The sequence below is a fragment of the Thermoflexus hugenholtzii genome (assembly GCF_018771565.1).
GTDB classification, from domain to species: Bacteria; Chloroflexota; Anaerolineae; order Thermoflexales; family Thermoflexaceae; genus Thermoflexus; species Thermoflexus hugenholtzii_A.
Map to the genome: position 1 here is coordinate 1,075,004 of NZ_CP076326.1, position 16,785 is coordinate 1,091,788.

Annotated in this window: 12 protein-coding genes and 1 pseudogene; 8 read left to right on the top strand and 5 right to left on the bottom strand. The window is 66.9% G+C overall.

Translation table 11 applies throughout. The features are described 5' to 3' along the window. Positions 1–15 precede the first annotated feature (15 nt). A complete protein-coding gene (locus tag KNN16_RS04855; protein ID WP_303899432.1) occupies positions 16–894 on the top strand; it encodes a carbohydrate ABC transporter permease in 879 nt (292 codons plus the stop codon). Position 895: 1 nt separating this feature from the next. Next, on the top strand, positions 896–1,783 hold the full coding sequence (locus KNN16_RS04860; RefSeq protein WP_303899435.1) for a carbohydrate ABC transporter permease: 888 nt from the start codon (positions 896–898) through the stop codon (positions 1,781–1,783). 67 nt (positions 1,784–1,850) lie between these two features. Here the strand turns inward: KNN16_RS04860 and KNN16_RS04865 are convergent, their stop codons facing one another. Together KNN16_RS04865 and KNN16_RS04870 are read right to left on the bottom strand one after the other, a co-directional pair. Beyond that, positions 1,851–2,381: a hypothetical protein gene (locus KNN16_RS04865; protein ID WP_303899438.1), complete on the bottom strand. Its 531-nt coding sequence runs from the start codon at positions 2,379–2,381 to the stop codon at positions 1,851–1,853. Beyond that, on the bottom strand, positions 2,378–2,743 hold the full coding sequence (locus KNN16_RS04870) for a nucleotidyltransferase family protein (RefSeq protein WP_303899439.1): 366 nt from the start codon (positions 2,741–2,743) through the stop codon (positions 2,378–2,380). The genes KNN16_RS04865 and KNN16_RS04870 overlap by 4 nt, the downstream gene beginning before the upstream one ends. A gap of 132 nt (positions 2,744–2,875) precedes the next feature. Here KNN16_RS04870 and KNN16_RS15105 point away from each other — a divergent pair. Next, positions 2,876–3,627: pseudogene (locus KNN16_RS15105) on the top strand (IS5 family transposase); the annotation flags it as partial. Between the two features lie 132 nt (positions 3,628–3,759). Beyond that, entirely contained in the window at positions 3,760–6,165 is a 2,406-nt protein-coding gene (locus KNN16_RS04880; protein WP_303899445.1) for a TIM-barrel domain-containing protein, read from the top strand. Here KNN16_RS04880 and KNN16_RS04885 read toward each other — a convergent pair. Continuing rightward, the gene (locus KNN16_RS04885) at positions 6,119–7,309 is read right to left on the bottom strand and encodes a tetratricopeptide repeat protein (protein WP_303899448.1); all 1,191 of its coding nucleotides are present in this window, start codon (positions 7,307–7,309) and stop codon (positions 6,119–6,121) included. The two genes, KNN16_RS04880 and KNN16_RS04885, sit on opposite strands and share 47 nt — an antisense overlap. Positions 7,310–7,311: 2 nt before the next feature. After that, entirely contained in the window at positions 7,312–8,571 is a 1,260-nt protein-coding gene (locus KNN16_RS04890) for a hypothetical protein (RefSeq protein ID WP_303899450.1), read from the bottom strand. Positions 8,572–8,877: 306 nt separating this feature from the next. Between KNN16_RS04890 and KNN16_RS04895 the strand changes: the two genes are divergently transcribed. After that, the gene (locus KNN16_RS04895; RefSeq protein ID WP_299283125.1) at positions 8,878–9,522 is read left to right on the top strand and encodes a class II aldolase/adducin family protein; all 645 of its coding nucleotides are present in this window, start codon (positions 8,878–8,880) and stop codon (positions 9,520–9,522) included. Between the two features lie 60 nt (positions 9,523–9,582). Here the strand turns inward: KNN16_RS04895 and ppdK are convergent, their stop codons facing one another. Then, on the bottom strand, positions 9,583–12,531 hold the full coding sequence (gene ppdK, locus KNN16_RS04900) for a pyruvate, phosphate dikinase (protein ID WP_303899454.1): 2,949 nt from the start codon (positions 12,529–12,531) through the stop codon (positions 9,583–9,585). Between the two features lie 465 nt (positions 12,532–12,996). On the opposite strand from ppdK, the gene KNN16_RS04905 reads away from it, so the two are divergent. The 3 genes from KNN16_RS04905 to KNN16_RS04915 are packed head-to-tail and all read left to right on the top strand — an operon-like array spanning position 12,997 to position 16,785. Next, positions 12,997–14,160, top strand: a complete 1,164-nt coding sequence (locus tag KNN16_RS04905) for a glycosyltransferase 87 family protein (RefSeq protein ID WP_303899456.1) — start codon at positions 12,997–12,999, stop codon at positions 14,158–14,160. Then, positions 14,157–15,476 carry a hypothetical protein gene (locus KNN16_RS04910; protein WP_303899459.1) on the top strand — a complete coding sequence of 440 codons (1,320 nt, stop codon included), beginning with the start codon at positions 14,157–14,159 and terminating at the stop codon, positions 15,474–15,476. The genes KNN16_RS04905 and KNN16_RS04910 overlap by 4 nt, the downstream gene beginning before the upstream one ends. 49 nt (positions 15,477–15,525) lie before the next feature. Then, entirely contained in the window at positions 15,526–16,785 is a 1,260-nt protein-coding gene (locus KNN16_RS04915; protein WP_303899461.1) for a cysteine desulfurase-like protein, read from the top strand.

The window sequence follows — 16,785 nt, forward strand, 5'->3', positions numbered from 1 at the left end:
CCCAAGGGGGAAGCGATGGCCCGGAAGTGGCGCCGGCGGCTGGGGGAGTGGATCGCCGCTTATGTCCTGCTCGCGCCCTATCTCTTCGTCTTTCTGGTCTTCAACGTCTTCGCCATCGCCTACGCCCTCTATCTCTCCTTCACCTACTTCGATCTCTTCAGCCCACCCCGCTGGATCGGGCTGGGAAACTACCTTTACCTGCTCCAGGACCGTCTCTTTCTGCAGAAGGCCGTCCCCAACACCCTCAAATATGTGGCCGTGGTGGTTCCCACCCAGACGATTATCAGCCTGCTGCTGGCCTTCGCCTTAGATCAGGAGATCAAGTTTCGCCGCTTCTTTCGCACGCTCTTTTATGTGCCTTCGGTGACCTCCTCAGTGGTGATCAGTCTGATCTTCCTCTGGTTGTTCAAGAAGACCGGGGTGATCAATCAGATCCTGGGTCTCTCCATCGACTGGCTCAACAGCCCCGTCTTCGCCCTGCCGACCATCATGATGGTCAACATCTGGTCCACCACCGGGACCATGATGGTGATCTTCCTCGCCGGCCTCCAGGACATCCCGGTGACCTACTATGAGGCGGCGATGATCGACGGGGCGAACCGCTGGCAGATGCTCCGCCACATCACGATCCCGCTGCTGCGCCCGGTGATCTTCTTCGTCGTGACCATGGGGGTTATCGGCTGCTTTCAGGTGTTCGATCAAATTTACGTGATGACCGCCGGGGGGCCGCTGGACTCCACCACCACCATCGCCTACCTGATCTACAAGTGGGCCTTCCAGAGCACCACGCCCTTCATGGGGCGGGCCTCGGCGGTGGCCTTCGTGCTGGCGGCGATGATTCTCATCGTGACCGTGATCCAGCGCCGCCTGATCGAGCGTCCGACGGAGGTGTGAGATGGCGGCTGAGGCGATGGCGCCGGCCAAACCGGCGGTGCGCTACCGGGACGAGTTCGCATGGTGGGATCGCATCAAGAAGCCGCTTTTTTACGGGGTGCTCATCGGCTGGTCGATCATCGCCGTGACGCCTTTCTACCTCACGGTGGTCTTCTCCCTCAAGCCCCTTACCCATCTTTACGAGGCGCCCTTCTTCTGGCCGACCCCCTTCACCCTGGAGAACTATCTCAAGGTCGTCACTGAGTTCCGACACCTCTTCCCCCGCTGGATGCTCAACAGCGCCCTGGTCGCGGGGCTGCTCGCCGTGGTCCGCACCCTCTTCTGCGCCATGGGGGGTTACGCCTTCGCCCGGCTGCGCTTCCCGGGGCGGGATCTCCTCTTCTGGGCCATGCTGATCACGATGATGATCCCCGGCCAGGTCACCCTGATCCCCAACTTCTTGATCGTTCGCCAGATGAAGCTCCTGGACAGCCTGCTGGCCCTGATCGTGCCGGGGATCGCGGGGGCCTTCGGGGTCTTCATGATGACCCAGTTCTACAAGAACCTCCCCCGGGAGCTGGAGGAGGCGGCGATGATCGACGGGGCCGGGTGGTTCACCATCTTCTTTCGCATCGTCCTGCCCATCAGCCGGCCGGCCCTGCTCACCCTGGCCCTCTTCACCTTCCAGGGGGAATGGAACGCCTTTATGTGGCCCCTGATCGTGCTCAACTCGCCGGAGAAGTTCACCCTGCCCCTGGGCCTGAGCTGGTTCAAAGGGGAATACTACACGGTTTACTCTGTGGTCCTGGCCGGATCGATGTTTAATAGCGTCCCCATCCTCCTGCTCTTCTTCCTGTTCCAGGGGTATTTCACCCGGGGCATCGCCATCACAGGGCTGCGGGAGGGATAAGCGGGAGCCCAGCACTCCTGTTGACCACCTGGATCTGGAGGTGCCAGGACAAGGCGAGGCGGGCTGCTCAGGGGATCATCGCCCGTTCATCGGGAAGTTGCTTCTCTCCGGAAGGAGCTTCAGACTCAGCCATTCGACGCAGGAAGTCCGCGAACCGTTCCAGATCCTGTCGCAGACGCTCCAGACAGGGCCCCACGCTCTCCGCCAGCTCCCGCAACCGCTCCGGCTTCAGACGGAAGGCATAGATATGGCGCACGAGATGGCGGAATCCCCGATATTCGTCCAAGCATTCTCGCGTCTCCCGGGAGAGGACCGGCGGGCGGATCCCCGGGATCTCCGCGGACATCTGCACCAGCAGGTCCCGATGCCAGTCCGGCCCTCCGGGCCGATGTCCGTCGATCTCACGGGCGATCTCCTCGAAGATCCGTTCCGCTCCCGTGTAGAACCCGTGGAGGTTTAGCGCAACGCCATCCCAGTAGCCGTCATCCCCGGTTCGCAGGGCCTTCTCGCAGAGCTCCTGGGCCCGCTGAGCGAAGCGGGCGATCTCCATCAGCTCCTCGCGTATCCACCCGATGAGCGCAAGAAAGCGGGCCTTCACAGCAGCACCCCCTCCCGTTCGATCCGGCGGCGGAGGGAAGGCGGAGCGTCCTCGAGCCGCACCACATCGATGGGGAACTCGGGATCCAGCGCCTGGAGCCGGCCGACCGCCCGGCACAGATCCCGCTCCGCGAGGCCGACGACCGCCAGATCGATGTCGGAGCGCTCGTCCAGCTGGTCGCGGACCAGGGAGCCGAAGGCCCAGACCTGCCGGACGCCGAAGGTTTCCTTGAGGAACCAAGCCGCGCAGGCCGCCACGCGCCAGGCTCGCTCCCGCCGCTTCGCCCGTTCAAGCCGGCGGACCTGCTCCCGGCGCCGCCATCCCGTCCGATAGCCTTCCAGATCATCCAGGCGCTCGCTCATCTCTCCCCCGCACAATCCGCATCTCTCCTAGAACTCATCTCAAAACCCGGCGTCCGGTTGGAGTATACTCGGTCTCTGGACAACCTGCCTGGGAGGGGAAGACCGATGGGGTTTCAGGAGCTGACGGATGAGCAGTGGGCTTTCATTGCGCCCTTGCTGCCGCCCAGGGCCAAAACCGGGAGACCTCGGGTGGATGACCGCAAGGTCCTCAACGGGATCCTGTATGTGCTGGTTACAGGCTGCCGGTGGTGCGATATGCCCCGCCCATATGGCGCCTATCAGACTGCCTGGCGGCGGTTTCGGGAACTTCAGGAAAAGGGGGTCTGGCACCAGATCCTGCAAGCCCTTCTGGACTGGGGGTATACGCTGGGGAAGGTGAAGGTGGAGGCGGTGGCGGTTGATTCCACGCTGGTGGAGGCGAAAAAAGGGGGGAAGGTGTAGGAGTAGATGGGCATAAGAAGCGAAAAGGGACGAAAGTGCACGTTTTGGTGAATGAAGATGGGCTTCCCTTGAGTGTGGTGGTGGGGCCTGGGAATGAGCACGATCGTCGTCGGTTGGAGGAGGTGCTGGGGGGCTTGCGGGTGAAGAAGAGCGGGAGGGGGCGGGCGCGGACGCGGCCGAAGGTGATATATGCGGATGCGGCCTATGATGCGAAGGCGATTCGGGAGGGGTTGCGGCGGCGGGGGAAGGGAACCCGAGGGGGAAAGCGGGCGTTCCGGCGTCGGAAGGCCGATCGGAAGGCTCGAAGCAGCGTGGAGCGGTTCTTCGGATGGCTGAAAGGAGGGTTCCGAAGGTTGACGGTTCGGCACGAAAGGCGGCTTGCCACCTTCCTGGCCTTCGTCCTCCTCGCCTGCTTCCTCATCGCCTGGAGAATTTTGAGATGAGTTCCTACAATAATGAGGCGCTTCGCTTGGATGCGCCAGTTCCCCCACTCGAAAAGAACGAGCGACGGTCGGCCCTTTTGTCCGGTATCATGAAAGCAGTCCGATCAGGAAATCCGAACGGAGCGCCCATCGATGGATCTTCGGAAAGCCCTCCTCGCCATCCGTTTTGTGGGTCTGCGCACGGCGCTGCGGGCGGTGCGGGCCGCCCGGGAGCGAGACCGCTGGGAGGGCAGGGGGGTATCTGAGCCTGCGGCGTGGTCGCCGGTGAAGCCTTTGCAGCGGATGATCCCTCTCCCGGACGGCGCCCGCTTCACCGGTCCGGACGCCGAGCTGGAGATCCGCTTTCTGGCCCCGGATGTCGTCCGCCTCACCTGGACCCCGGGCGTTCTCCCGTTGCCTTACGCGATCGTTCGGGAGCGTCTGGAGGAGGTTCGCGTGGCGCGTGGTGAGCAAGCGGACGGATGGACGCTGGAGAGCGAGGCCCTGGGCCTGGAGGTCCGAGCCGATGGGGGGATCCGTTTCCGCGATGGCGCGGGGAGGATCTGGCGGGTGGAGGACCCGCCGGAGCGCCGCGGGGAGGCGTGGCGGCATCGCGTTCGGCTCCGCCCGGAGGAGCGGCTCTACGGCCTGGGGGAGCGGGCCGCGCCCCTCAACCGTCGCGGCCGGATTTACCGCATGTGGAATCGAGACCCCGGCGGAAGCTACGGCCCCGGGGCCGATCCCCTCTACCTGGGCATCCCTCTCTGGCTCAGCCTCCACGCCGAGGGCGCGTATCTGGTCTTCTACGAAAACCCCTTCGAGGCTTCGTTCGATTTGGGAGCCTCCGAGCCCGATGCGGCATGGGTGACCTTCACGGGGGGCGCGCTGCGCGAATACGTGTTCTACGGGCCGCCCTCGCGGCTGCTGGAGCGTTACACCGCCCTCACCGGCCGGCCCCCGCTGCCGCCCCGCTGGGCCCTGGGCTTCCACCAATCCCGCTGGAGCTACGAAAGCGCGGAAGAAGTCCGCGCCGTGGCCCGGGGGTTCCAGGACCACGGCCTTCCGCTCCACGCCATCCACCTGGACATCGACTACATGGACGGCTATCGGGTGTTCACGGTGGACCGTCGACGGTTCCCCGATCTGTCGGAGCTGATCCGCGAGCTGGAAGGGCAGGGGATCCGGACGGTGGTGATCGTGGACCCCGGGGTGAAGGCCGATCCGGGCTACGCCGTGTATCGGGAAGGGGTGGCGCGGGGGATGTTCTGTCGGTTGCCGGACGGCCGGCTCTACCGCGGGCTGGTGTGGCCGGGCTGGTGCGTCTTCCCCGACTTCACGGATCCGGAGGTCCGGGCGTGGTGGGGGGAACACTACCGCGCCTTCCTGGAGGCTGGCGTGGCGGGCTTCTGGCACGACATGAACGAACCCACGGCCTTCGTCGCCTGGGGCGAGCCCACCTTCCCGCGTCGCGTGCGCCACGCGATGGAGGGACGAGGAGGGGATCATCGGGAGGCGCACAACCTCTACGGCCTGCTGATGAACCGGGCGGCCTGGGAGGCGCTGCGGCGGCTGCAACCGGATCGCCGCCCCTTCCTGCTCACCCGCTCGGGATGGGCCGGGATCCAGCGTTATGCATGGACCTGGACCGGGGACGTGGAGAGCTCGTGGGCGGCGCTGCGCCAGACCCTCGCCACCGTCCTGGGCCTGGGGCTCTCCGGGGTCCCGTATAGCGGGCCGGACATCGGGGGGTTCAGCGGGGCGCCCTCGGCGGAGCTGTTCATCCGGTGGTTCCAGGCCGCGGCGTTCATGCCCTTTTTCCGGAACCATGCGGCGAAGGGCACGCCCCGGCGCGAGCCCTGGGTCTTCGGCGAGCCCGTCCTCTCCATCGCCCGCGCCTTCCTGCGCCTGCGGGTCCGCCTGCTGCCGTATCTTTACACCCTGGCCTGGGAGGCCGCTCAGACCGGGGCGCCGCTGGTCCGCCCGCTGTTCTGGCTGAGCGAGCAAGACCCCGCGCTGTGGGAGATCGAAGATGCGTTTCTCCTGGGATCCGCCCTCCTGGTGGCCCCGGTGCTCGAGGCGGGGGCGCGGGCCCGGGAGGTCTTCCTCCCCACGGGAGAGTGGTATGACTTCTGGAGCGATGCGCAGCGGGCGGGTCCCGCTCGGGTCCTCGTGGAGGCCCCGCTGGATCGGCTCCCGCTCTTCGTCCGGGCGGGGAGCCTCCTGCCGCTGGCGGAGCCGGAGGGCGTGACGCTTCATCTTTACGTGTCGTCGGAGGGAGAAGGGGAGGGGATGTTCTACGAGGACGCCGGCGACGGCTTCGGACCCTGTCGGGTGGATCGATTCGAGTGGCGGTGGGAAGGGGAGAGCCTGCGCATCCGTCGGATTCGCGAGGGAGAGCTCTCCGAGCCGGAAGGAGGGTTCCGGCTTGAGTTTCACGGGTTCGTGCCGGCCCGGGCATGGGCGGACGGCCATCCCGTGCCGGTGGAAGGGTCAACCCTTGTCGCCCCTCCGTTTACGGAGCTGATCCTGGAAGGACGTCCGGTTCGATCACCGGCGTGACGAGGTTTTGGAAGATCTCCCGGATGAGCGGCGCATCGGGGGTTTCCCCCAGCGCTTCGCAGGCCCTCCGGTAACCCTGGAGCAGGGCGGAGGCCAGCTCCCGGAAGGCGGCGGGCTCCGCGCGGAGGAAAGGGAGCAGGATCCGCAACCCCTCCGCGAAGGCCTCACGGGCTTCCGATGCGCGCCCCAGGTCCAGAAGGACGCTTCCGTAGGCCCCCAGGCTCCTGGCCAGGTCGGGGAGGAAGGTCTGGGGACGCTGTGGGGCCAGCCGGCGGAAGAGGTCCACGGCTTCCCGGGCGGCCTGCAGGGCCTCCTCCCGCTGACCCAGCTCGGAGAGCCACACGCTCAAATCGTTCAGGCTCCTCGCCAGGCCGGGCAAGAAAACCTCCGGGTGCTGTTGGGCCAGCTCCCGATAAACGTTTTGCCCCTCGCGTTGATGCCTCAGGGCCGAGTGGAGGTCCCCGCGACGGGCATAGAGGCGCGCCAGCTCCTCGTGGAGGGATGCGATGCGGGGAAGGTGCGGACGGCGCTTCCGGGCTTCCGCCTCCAGCGCCCCCTCGTAGAGCCGGATCCGCCCTTCCACTTCAGCGGGAGGCAGCGCGCCGCGCAGGCGGTCTGCTGTGAGAAACGTCTCGATCCGGAGCGTTTTCTCTGCCGTCGGACGAAGACGCTCCAGGTCGATGATCGCCGTGCGGGCCGCGAACAGGTCCGCTGCCCATACGCTGAAAGCGCGCAGCTCCAGAGGGGTCACCCAAAAGAGGATCGGCGCATCGAGCCTTTCCAGGGCTTCGCGTTTGAGGTTGAGATCCTGCAGGACCCGTCGGGCCTGCTCTGCAACGGCCGACCGGGCCGGTTCCGCTTCCGCAACGCCCAGCCCTTCCACCTCCACCCAGATCATCGGCCGGCGATCTCCCTGCAGCGCGCGGAGCTGTCCCCTCAACGCCTCCGGATCCAGCGGCTGTTCGGGGGAGAGCCGCACCGCAAGGATATGCCATCCGGACAGGAGGCGAGACAGGCGCTCCATCTCCCGTTTTTTCCCCTCTCCCGGAGGGGTTACGATGAAGAAAACGGAAGCGCCTGTGGACATCGAGAGGGCTTCCTGCAACTGCTCCTCCTCGCGGGCAGCGCTTTCGAGGGGATCCATGGCTATTTGCCCCCTTCGTTTTCCTCGAGGAGCTCCCGCACAGCCGGATGCACATCCCACCAAGTCTCGCCGTCGTATTCCAGGATGCTCAGGTTATGCAATAAGCGGTTGGCCACTTCCTCGGGCAGGTCATCCAGGCTCTTCCGCTCCTGCACCTTCCGAAGATGTCGGTAATCTTCGAGCTTCAAGATGCGGCGGAATGTGTTCTGCGCCTCCCGCATGGCGCCGGCGACGTCCCCGGGAAGGATCCGGGCATCCCGACGGCGCCGGGCGAGGATCACGCTGAGACGGGCCAGGCGGATGAGCTCCCGCAACAACCCCCCCGAGGCTTCCACCAGGGCCTCCATCGCCTCAGGATCGAGGAGGGTCTCCGCGACGCGGCGGCGGAGGACTTGCCGCAGCATCTCCCTCCCGGTCTCCCACGGGGCGCCATCCCGATGACGGATCTTGATGTTGGGGAGAAGAAAGACGCGGTGGAAGGTGGAGCGAACGAGCTGGAAATCATTGCTGTAGAACAGCGGGTAGGGCACCGTGTAAATGATGCGGCAGGCGGGTGCCATCAGCGCGTTGCCGCCATGGAGGAACAGATCGGCCGCCCTCCGCAAATTGTAGATCTTATCTAGACCGTCCACGATCATCAGGATCCGCTTTCCGGATCGACGGCGCAACTCTAAGAGCAGCCGGTTCAGCCGCTCCAATAGGTCCGAGAGGTTTGGCTCCACGACCGCGCGGATGCGTTCGCGACGCGGGGATTCTTGAGAAAGGCGGCTGCCGAAGCGAAGGACTCCCAGGTTGACCTCAGCGCTGGTCTCGCTCTGGAGCGGAAGGGCCTCATCCTGCTCCAGGATCCGCTCTCGATACCAAAAGAGAAGATCCCGGGCATGTTGCTCATCTGCCCGAATCCCACAAGCGCGGGCTTCCTGATAGGCCCGCAAGCCCAGCATCACCAGCAAATCCGTATAGTGGACATCGCCCAGGTTCAGGGTTTCCTCAACATTCAGCAGGATAGGGATATGGGTGCTCTGCAGTTCGCGGTAGAGGCGATACAACTCTGTGCTCTCCCCCGCTCCCTGCTGCCCGGAGAAAAGGGTTTTGTCATTCTCCGAATCGTCCAAGTTCAGCTCATCCAAAAGCTTTTCGATCCCGCCGTCCTCCGGGCGCGGGACGTAGAAGGCTTCGAACCACTCCTCCCGAAGCGGGCGAATCGGATCCAGGTTCCGATAAGCTTCCTCGAGAGTAAGGGCTGGCCGCAATGCGCACATGTCCAGGGCCTCCGTTCCGGCGCATATGGAGCGAGGACGGCAGATCTGCGCCCTTCTTTCTCATTTTACCCTACGGACTACAGAGGCGGAGCGATGAGGCTCCCGGGGGCCTTCCAGTTTTCCGGGCAGGTGATTGCTTCCGGTCGCAGGATATGTACGACAGCTGCGAGCGGTTGCCCTACATGCAAAATCGGAAAGCCCTGTGAGGCTCCCGGGTTATCATGGGTGGCGGAACGCGCTCGGGGGAGCGCCGATCCGTATCCCGAGGGCGTTCGATTCGTTTATCCCGAGCGAGGAGGCAGCGGGATGCGGTGGGGGGTGCGGGAACAGCGATTGCGGGAGGCGCTGGTGGAGATCGGGGCGCGGCTTTACGCCCGGGGCCTGGTCTCCGCCAACGACGGGAACCTCTCGGTCCGCGTGGATGCGGAGCGTTTTCTGATCACCCCGCGGGGGCGGAGCAAGGGACACCTGCGCCCGGAGGACCTGGTGGTGATCGACCCGGAGGGGCGGGTGGTGCGGCCGGGCCGGGGCGGGGCGATGCCCTCCTCGGAATGGCCGATGCACCTGGAAGCCTACCGGCAGCGCCCCGACATCGGGGCCGTCCTTCACGCCCATCCCCCCTTCACCGTCGCCCTCACCGTGGCCGGGGTGACGTTCCCCTCCGAGATCCTGCCGGAGGTGGTCATGACCGTGGGAAAGGTCCCGACCGCCCGGCTGGCCGTCCCCAGCTCGGAGGACGACGCCCTGGCCATCCGAGAATGGATCCGGGAGCACGATGCGGTGCTGCTGCCCCATCATGGGGTGGTGACCGTGGGGCGCACGCTGGAGGAGGCCTGGGTGCGGCTGGAGCGGATCGAGTATGCGGCGAAGGTGTATCTGCTGAGCCGGGCGCTGGGGGAAGCCCGACCGCTGCCGCCGGAGTTCCTGAAGGCGCTGGCCAGCGCAGGGTGAAAAAACCGGGGGGCGGACGGCATCCGTCCGCCCCCCGGGCTTTCATGTTCATCCCGGGGCTCAACGGGTCTCGATGCGAGCGGCCCGCTCCTTCAGAGCGGCCTGGGCCGCGGCCAGGCGGGCCACCGGCACCCGGTAGGGCGAGGCGCTCACATAGTTGAGCCCGATCTCGTGGCAGAACTCGATGGAAGAAGGATCCCCGCCGTGCTCCCCGCAGATGCCGACCTCCAGGTCCGGCCGGGTGCGCCGTCCTTCCTCCACCGCCATCCGCATCAGCCGGCCCACACCCTTGCGGTCCAGCACCTGGAAGGGGTTCTCGGGGACGATCTTCTCCTCGAGGTAGCGCAGGAGGAACTTGCCCTCGGCGTCGTCGCGACTGATGGCCCAGACAGTCTGGGTGAGGTCGTTGGTGCCGAAGGAGAAGAACTCGGCGACCTGCGCGATCTCGCCCGCCAGCAGGGCCGCCCGCGGGACCTCGATCATGGTCCCGAACTTGTATTCGATCTCCACCCCTTCCCGGGCCATGACCTCCCGGGCCACCTCATCGACGATCTCCCGGACGATCTGGAGCTCCTTCACGTCAGCGCTGAGGGGGATCATGATCTCCGGCCTGGGGGTGATGCCCCGCTGTTTCACGTTGCAGGCGGCCTCGAGGATGGCCCGCACCTGGAGGCGGATGATGTCCGGGTAGAGGATGCCGAGGCGGATGCCCCGCAGGCCCAGCATGGGGTTCATCTCCCGCAGGGCGTTGACCGCCCGCAGGAGCGCTTCCTTCTCGGCCAGCTCCTCCTCCATCTGCCGGATGGACTTCTCGCCCTTGCGCGGCCGGTAGCCCTTGATCTTGCGGCGCTCCTCGATGCGGGTCCGCAGCTCCACCACTTCGGCCAGGAGCTCCTCGTAGCGCGGCAGGAACTCGTGCATCGGCGGGTCGATGAGCCGGATGATCACCGGCAGCCCATCCATGGCCTCGAAGAGGCCCTCGAAGTCCTTCCGCTGGACGGGCAGGAGGCGATCCAGAGTCTTGCGGTAGGCCTTGACGGCCTTCGAGGCCCGGACGGCGCGTTCGGCCTCCCGCAGGGCCTTCTGGGCCTTCGGGTCGTCGGGGCGGGCCTGGGCGGCCTGCTGCGCCGCCCGCAACTGATCCATCAGGCGCTGGGCCTCGGGGGCGTTGAGGATCATCTGGCGGACGTAGGGCAGGCGGTCGGTCTCGAAGAACATGTGCTCCGTGCGGGCCAGGCCGATGCCCTCCGCTCCGAACTCCCGGGCCTTGCGGGCATCCCGCGGGTAATCCGCGTTGGCCCAGACCTGCAGGCGCCGGAACTCATCGGCCCAGGAGAGCAGCTCCGCCAGCTCCCGCTCCTCCGCCAGGTTGGGGTCGATGGTGGGGATCTGGCCGGCGAAGACCTCGCCGGTGGAGCCGTCGATGGAGATGAAGTCGCCCTCGCGGATCACCCGGCCGTTGACGGAGAACTGCTTGCGCTCCAGGTCGATCTGCAGGGCCTCGCAGCCGACCACCGCCGGCTTGCCCAGGCCCCGGGCCACCACCGCCGCGTGGGAGGTCGCCCCGCCGCGCTGGGTGAGGATGCCCCGGGCCGCGATCATCCCGTGGACGTCGTCCGGCGTGGTCTCCGGCCGCACCAGGATGACCGGCCGGCCGTCCCGGCCCCAGGCCTCGGCCGTGTCGGCGTCGAAGACGGCATGGCCGGTGGCCGCGCCCGGGGAGGCGTTGAGGCCTCGGGCCAGCAGATCCCCCTTCTCCCGGGCCCGCTCCTTGGCCTTCTCATCGAAGCGGGGCAGCAGGAGCTGATTGATCTGCTCGGGCTCGACCCGCATCACCGCCTCTTCTTTGGTGATGAGGCCTTCGTGGACCATGTCCACGGCGATCTTGACGGCGGCCTTGGCGGTGCGCTTGCCCGTGCGGGTCTGGAGCATCCAGAGCCGCCCGCGCTCGATGGTGAACTCCAGGTCCTGGACGTCCCGGTAGTGACGCTCCAGGAGCGCGGCCACCTCCAGGAACTGCCGGTAGGTCTCCGGCATCAGCTCCTCGAGGCTGGGATAGCGCAAGCGCCGCTCCTCTTCGGAGATCCCGTGCTCCCGGGCCCACTCCTGCGAGGCCTTCTTCGTGATCTTGAGGGGCGTCCGGATGCCGGCCACCACGTCCTCACCCTGGGCGTTCGGGAGGTATTCCCCATAGAGCTCCTTCTCGCCGGTGGCCGGGTTGCGGGTGAAGGCCACGCCGGTGGCCGAGTCGAAGCCCATGTTGCCGAAGACCATGGTCTGGACATTGCAGGCGGTGCCCAGGTCGTGGGGGATCTTGTAGAAGTTGCGGTAATCGACCGCCCGCTTGCCGAACCAGGAGTCGAACACCGCCCGGATGGCCTGGCGCAGCTGCTCCAGGGGATCCTGAGGGAACTCCTCCTCGAGCTCCTTGCGGTAGAGGGCCTTGAACTCCTCCACAATGTCCTGGAGCATCTCCGCGGTGAGATCGGTATCCTGCTTGCCCTTCGTCTTCGCCTTGTAGCGGTCCAGGATGTGTTCGAACCGCTCGCCGGGGATGCCCTTGACGATGCGGCCGAACATCTGGATGAGGCGGCGGTAGGCGTCGTAGGCGAAACGCTCGTCGCCGGTCTGGGCGATCAGGCCTTTCACCGTCTCATCCGTGAGGCCGACGTTGAGGACGGTGTCCATCATCCCGGGCATGGAGAATTTGGCACCCGAGCGGACGGAGACCAGGAGGGGGTTTTGGGGATCGCCGAAGCGGCGGCCAACCTTCTCCTCAACGCGATGAAGGGCCTCCAGGACCTGCTCCCACAGCCCTTCGGGGAACTGGCGGCCGGCGGCGAAGTAAGCGTTGCAGGCCTCCGTGGTGATGGTGAACCCGGGAGGGACCGGAAGGCCCGCCCCGGCCATCTCCGCCAACCCGGCGCCCTTCCCGCCCAGCAGATCCCGACGGCGCTCCGCCGGAATCTCGCGGTAGCCTTCCTCGAAAAGGTAGACCCACTTCTTCATCCTCCCACCTCCCGTGGAAAAGTGAGGGAGCCGCCATCAACAGGTTTCAAAGGAAAATGATAGGACAGCCCCCCGATTTCGGCAACTCCCCTCATCCGATTTTCGCTGAGCCCGGGTAGTGAAATGAATCACAAATTCGGGCGCCGCCTCTTCTACAGGAAGCCTCGGGCAGGGCCCGGTTCCATCGGGATGCCCCGGAGCGTCGTGGGATCACCCATTGGGATCCGTGTGGCGGAGGCCGGAAAGAAGGGGCGTTCCTTGGGCGCTGAAACGGAGAGCCGGTGGAGAACGGATGGACGCGGTGAGCGCGTCGCGTCTGCGACAGGCCGCCGAATGCGAGTTCGCCCGGGATCGCGCCCGCCCCATGATCGAATCCGGTTGCCGGATCCCTCCATCTGAATCATTGAATCATGATGGGGAAAGGTTCCAATCCGTCCTCCACAACCGGGGAGATGGCATCCGGCGATGAAGACCCTGGAGGCCCTCAGCCGGATCCTGGTGGTTTGCGTCTATCTCCTCGCCGCGGCGGCCGTGATCCTTCTCCGCACGCCCATCGATTATCCGGTCTATGTGATGGCCGCGTATGGGTTCTCCCGGGGCGAGGATGTCTACTCCTGGACGGAAGCCGACTACGCCCGGGCGGCGGAAGCGCTGGGCTTCTCCCGCTACGCACCTCCTTATCGTTACCCACCCCTCGCGGCGCTCCTGGTCCTCCCCGGGCTGTCGTTCCCGGACCGGGGGATGGGGATCTGGGTCGCGGCCCAGGCCCTCAGCGCCCTGCTGACCGCAGAGGCGCTCGCCCGGATGGCCCGGGATCCGGCCCGGCGGATCCTCATCCGGTTGGGGGTCGGCCTTCTTCCCCCATTTTTCGTGAGCCTCTACGCCGGACAGATCAACCCCCTGGTCACCCTGGGGATGATCCTGGCGGTCCGGTGGATCGGCCGGGGCCGGGAAGGGTGGGGCGGGCTCCTGCTGGGGCTCAGCCTCATGCTCAAGCCCCTGGCCCTCGGCCCGGCAGCCCTCTGCCTCTACGAGGGGCGGCGCAAGGCGCTGGCCGGGATGGCCCTGGGGATCGCGCTCTCCCTGGCGGCGGGCCTTCTGGCGTTCGGCCCACCCGCCCTGGGATTTCTCCGCCTCTCGCTGCCGACCTCTGGCGGCGTCTACCCCCCGGCGCAGAACCTGCCCGGGCTGGCCGCCCGCTGGCTCACCCGTCATCCCTACGGATTCTCCCTGGCCGACGATGCCGGGATCGCGCGAGGGGTTGGATGGGGGCTGGCCGGGATGCTGTTGCTGCTCACCGGGATCGCCCTGGGTCGGCCCGGGAAGGCTCATCCTGACTTTGTGCGTCGGGCTGGCCTGGCGGCCATCGCTTTCCTCCTGGCGAACCCGGGGACGTGGTATCATCACGGCACGATCATGAGCATGCCCCTCGCGGCGTGGCTCGCCCAACCCGGACGCTCCCCGACCGAATGGGGAGCGCTTGGGGCGAGCGTCGGGGCGATCGCCATCTGGGGGGTGGCCTGGCACGCCTTCGTCGGCTGGACGCCGTTGCTGGATCTGGCGACGCTGGGGAGCCTGGGGCTGTGGGCCTTGCTTGCCTGGGAGATCCGAAAGGAGAGCCCTCGATGAAGGGAAACCGCCATCCCGTGATCCTCATCGGGGTCTGGGTTGCGGTGTTGCTTCTTCTTTTCCGCCCGCAGTTGCACGGGATGGACACCGTGGCCTATTACGCCTGGCTGCGGGCAGCGGTCATCCGGGGCAGCCTGGATGTGAGCGAGGAGTTCATCCGCTTCGGGTATGGCGGGGAGCGAGGGCTGTCGCCCACCGGATATCGGATCAACGAATGGTCCGTGGGGCCCGCCCTGTTGTGGTCCCCCTTCTTCCTGATGGCCCACGGCCTCGTCCGTCTGGGGAAGGCCCTGGGGATCCCCTGGGAGGCCGACGGCTACAGCGCGCCCTATCAGACCCTGACGGCCCTGGGATCCGCCCTCTACGCGCTCATCGGCCTGGAGCTGCTCCGACGCCTGGCCCTCCGGATCGCTTCCCCGGCTGCCGCCCTGTGGGGGGTCCTCACCGCGTGGCTGGCCTCGCCGCTGGTGTTCTACATGTCCGCTCACCCTTTCATGTCCCATGCGGTGGACTTCTTCGTCAACGCCGGGTTTCTCCGGGCATGGACCTGTTGGGAGAAGCCCACGCCGTGGGCCCGGCTCGCGCTGGGATGGATCGGCGGGTTGGCCGCCGCGGTGCGCTATCCGAACGCCACCCTGCTGCTATGGCCGGCCCTGGAGGATCTCCGTCAGGCCCTGCGGGTGCCCCGCGAAGGGATCCTTCGTTTGCTCTCCCTGGGAGTTGGGGCCTGGATCGGGTTCCTCCCCCAGATGATCGTCTGGCGCGTGGTCTTCGGCGCGTGGATCGTCGGGAACCCCTACGGGATCGCCGGGGCGGGGACGTTCGATCTCCGCGCGCCCCATTTGCTCGAGGTGCTGTTCTCCACCAACCGCGGGCTGTTTCCCTGGACGCCGATCGCCGCTTTCGCCCTCGCCGGCCTGGTCGGGCCGCTGCGGCGCGCCCGCCCGGCGTGGGCCCGTCTGCTGCTGGCACAGACCGGCGCCCAACTCTATATTGTGGGCTCGTGGAGCGTCTGGTCCGGGGCGGCGGCGTTCGGGCCCCGTCTGCTCACCGGTCTGTTCGCCGGGTTCGCCCTCGGGCTGGCGGCCCTCTATGAGGCCGGGCGGAGGCGATGGGGGATGAAGCCGGCCCTTGCCCTCAGCCTGGGCGCCGTTGCCTGGAACCTGATCCTGCTGGCCCGTTACGGCCTGGAGGATGTGCCGCGCATGGGCCCGGTTCCCCTCTCGACGCTCTGGCTCGGCCAGCTGACGTTCATCGGGCGGGCGCTGGGGGAGCTGGACCGCATCGGGCAGGCGCTCCTCCGTCGATTTCCCTGAAAGGACACGGATCGAACCTCCGGGATCCTTTGCGGGAGGGAGGTGTTGCATGCACACGCCGGAATGGGTGGCGCAGGTTCGCTCGGAGTTCCCGGCCCTGGGGCAGGTCATCGAAGGCCGGATCCCGGCTTTCCTGGACGGCCCGGGGGGCTCTCAGGTTCCGCGCCGGGTGATCGAGGCGATGGCCCGCGCCATGGTGGAAGCGAACGCCAACACCCATGGCGCCTTTCCCACCAGCCGGCGGGTGGACGCGGAGATTATGGAGGCCCGTCAGGCTGCGGCCGACCTGGTCGGCGCCTCGCCGGAGGAGATCGTCTTCGGGCCGAACATGACCACCCTGACCTTCCAGATCAGCCGGGCCATCGGCCGTCGGCTCCGGCCGGGGGACGAGATCGTGGTCACCCGCCTGGATCACGACGCCAACGTGGCGCCGTGGCTGGCCCTGGAGGAACAGGGGGCGGTCATCCGCTGGGTCGACTTCCATGTGGAAGATGGCACCCTGGATCTGGAGGGGCTGGCCCGGGTCCTCTCGGAGCGGACCCGGGTGGTGGCCGTGGGCTACGCCTCCAACGCCCTGGGGACGGTGAACCCGGTGCGCCGCATCGTCGAGATGGCCCATGCCGTCGGCGCCTGGGTCTACGTGGATGCGGTGCACGCCGCCCCGCATCTCTTCATCGATGTGCGGGAGCTGGGATGCGACTTCCTGGTCTGCTCTGCCTACAAGTTCTTCGGTCCCCACGTGGGCTTCCTTTACGGGCGCATGGAGCGGCTGCGGGCCCTCCAGCCCTATAAGGTGCGCCCGGCGCCGGATCATCCCCCGGAGGCCTTCGAGACCGGGACGCAAAACCATGAGGGGTTGGCCGGGCTGATCGCAGCGGTGGAGTATCTGGCGGACATTGGGCGGCGCTTCGGAACCCCAGCGGATCCCTCCCGGCGCGCGGCGATCCGCGCCGCCATGGAGAAGATCCGGGAGCACGAGCGGGATCTGTGCGCGCGGTTGCTGGAGGGGCTGGAGGAGCTTCCCGGGGTCATGGTTTACGGCATCCGGAGCATGGCGCGCTGGGCGGAGCGGGTGCCCACGGTCTCGTTCCGGATCTCCGGACGTCATCCCCGGGAGGTGGCGGAGGCCCTGGGGCGGGAAGGCATCTATGTCTGGGATGGCAACTTCTACGCCCAGGGGGTCACGGAGCGGCTGGGCCTGGAAGGGCAGGGCGGTCTGGTCCGGGTGGGCGCGCTCCACTACAACACCCTGGAGGAGATCGATCGGCTGCTGGAAGCCTTAAGGCGTCTGGTTCGGGAAAGGATATAG

Excerpts from the sequence above, each read along its gene's own strand:
- KNN16_RS04855 (WP_303899432.1), top strand. The coding sequence starts at position 16 with ATGGCCCGGAAGTGGCGCCGGCGGCTGGGGGAGTGGATCGCCGCTTAT.
- KNN16_RS04860 (WP_303899435.1), top strand. The coding sequence starts at position 896 with ATGGCGGCTGAGGCGATGGCGCCGGCCAAACCGGCGGTGCGCTACCGG.
- KNN16_RS04870 (WP_303899439.1), bottom strand. The coding sequence starts at position 2,743 with ATGAGCGAGCGCCTGGATGATCTGGAAGGCTATCGGACGGGATGGCGG.
- KNN16_RS04880 (WP_303899445.1), top strand. The coding sequence starts at position 3,760 with ATGGATCTTCGGAAAGCCCTCCTCGCCATCCGTTTTGTGGGTCTGCGC.
- KNN16_RS04885 (WP_303899448.1), bottom strand. The coding sequence starts at position 7,309 with ATGGATCCCCTCGAAAGCGCTGCCCGCGAGGAGGAGCAGTTGCAGGAA.
- KNN16_RS04890 (WP_303899450.1), bottom strand. The coding sequence starts at position 8,571 with ATGTGCGCATTGCGGCCAGCCCTTACTCTCGAGGAAGCTTATCGGAAC.
- KNN16_RS04895 (WP_299283125.1), top strand. The coding sequence starts at position 8,878 with ATGCGGTGGGGGGTGCGGGAACAGCGATTGCGGGAGGCGCTGGTGGAG.
- ppdK (WP_303899454.1), bottom strand. The coding sequence starts at position 12,531 with ATGAAGAAGTGGGTCTACCTTTTCGAGGAAGGCTACCGCGAGATTCCG.
- KNN16_RS04905 (WP_303899456.1), top strand. The coding sequence starts at position 12,997 with ATGAAGACCCTGGAGGCCCTCAGCCGGATCCTGGTGGTTTGCGTCTAT.
- KNN16_RS04910 (WP_303899459.1), top strand. The coding sequence starts at position 14,157 with ATGAAGGGAAACCGCCATCCCGTGATCCTCATCGGGGTCTGGGTTGCG.
- KNN16_RS04915 (WP_303899461.1), top strand. The coding sequence starts at position 15,526 with ATGCACACGCCGGAATGGGTGGCGCAGGTTCGCTCGGAGTTCCCGGCC.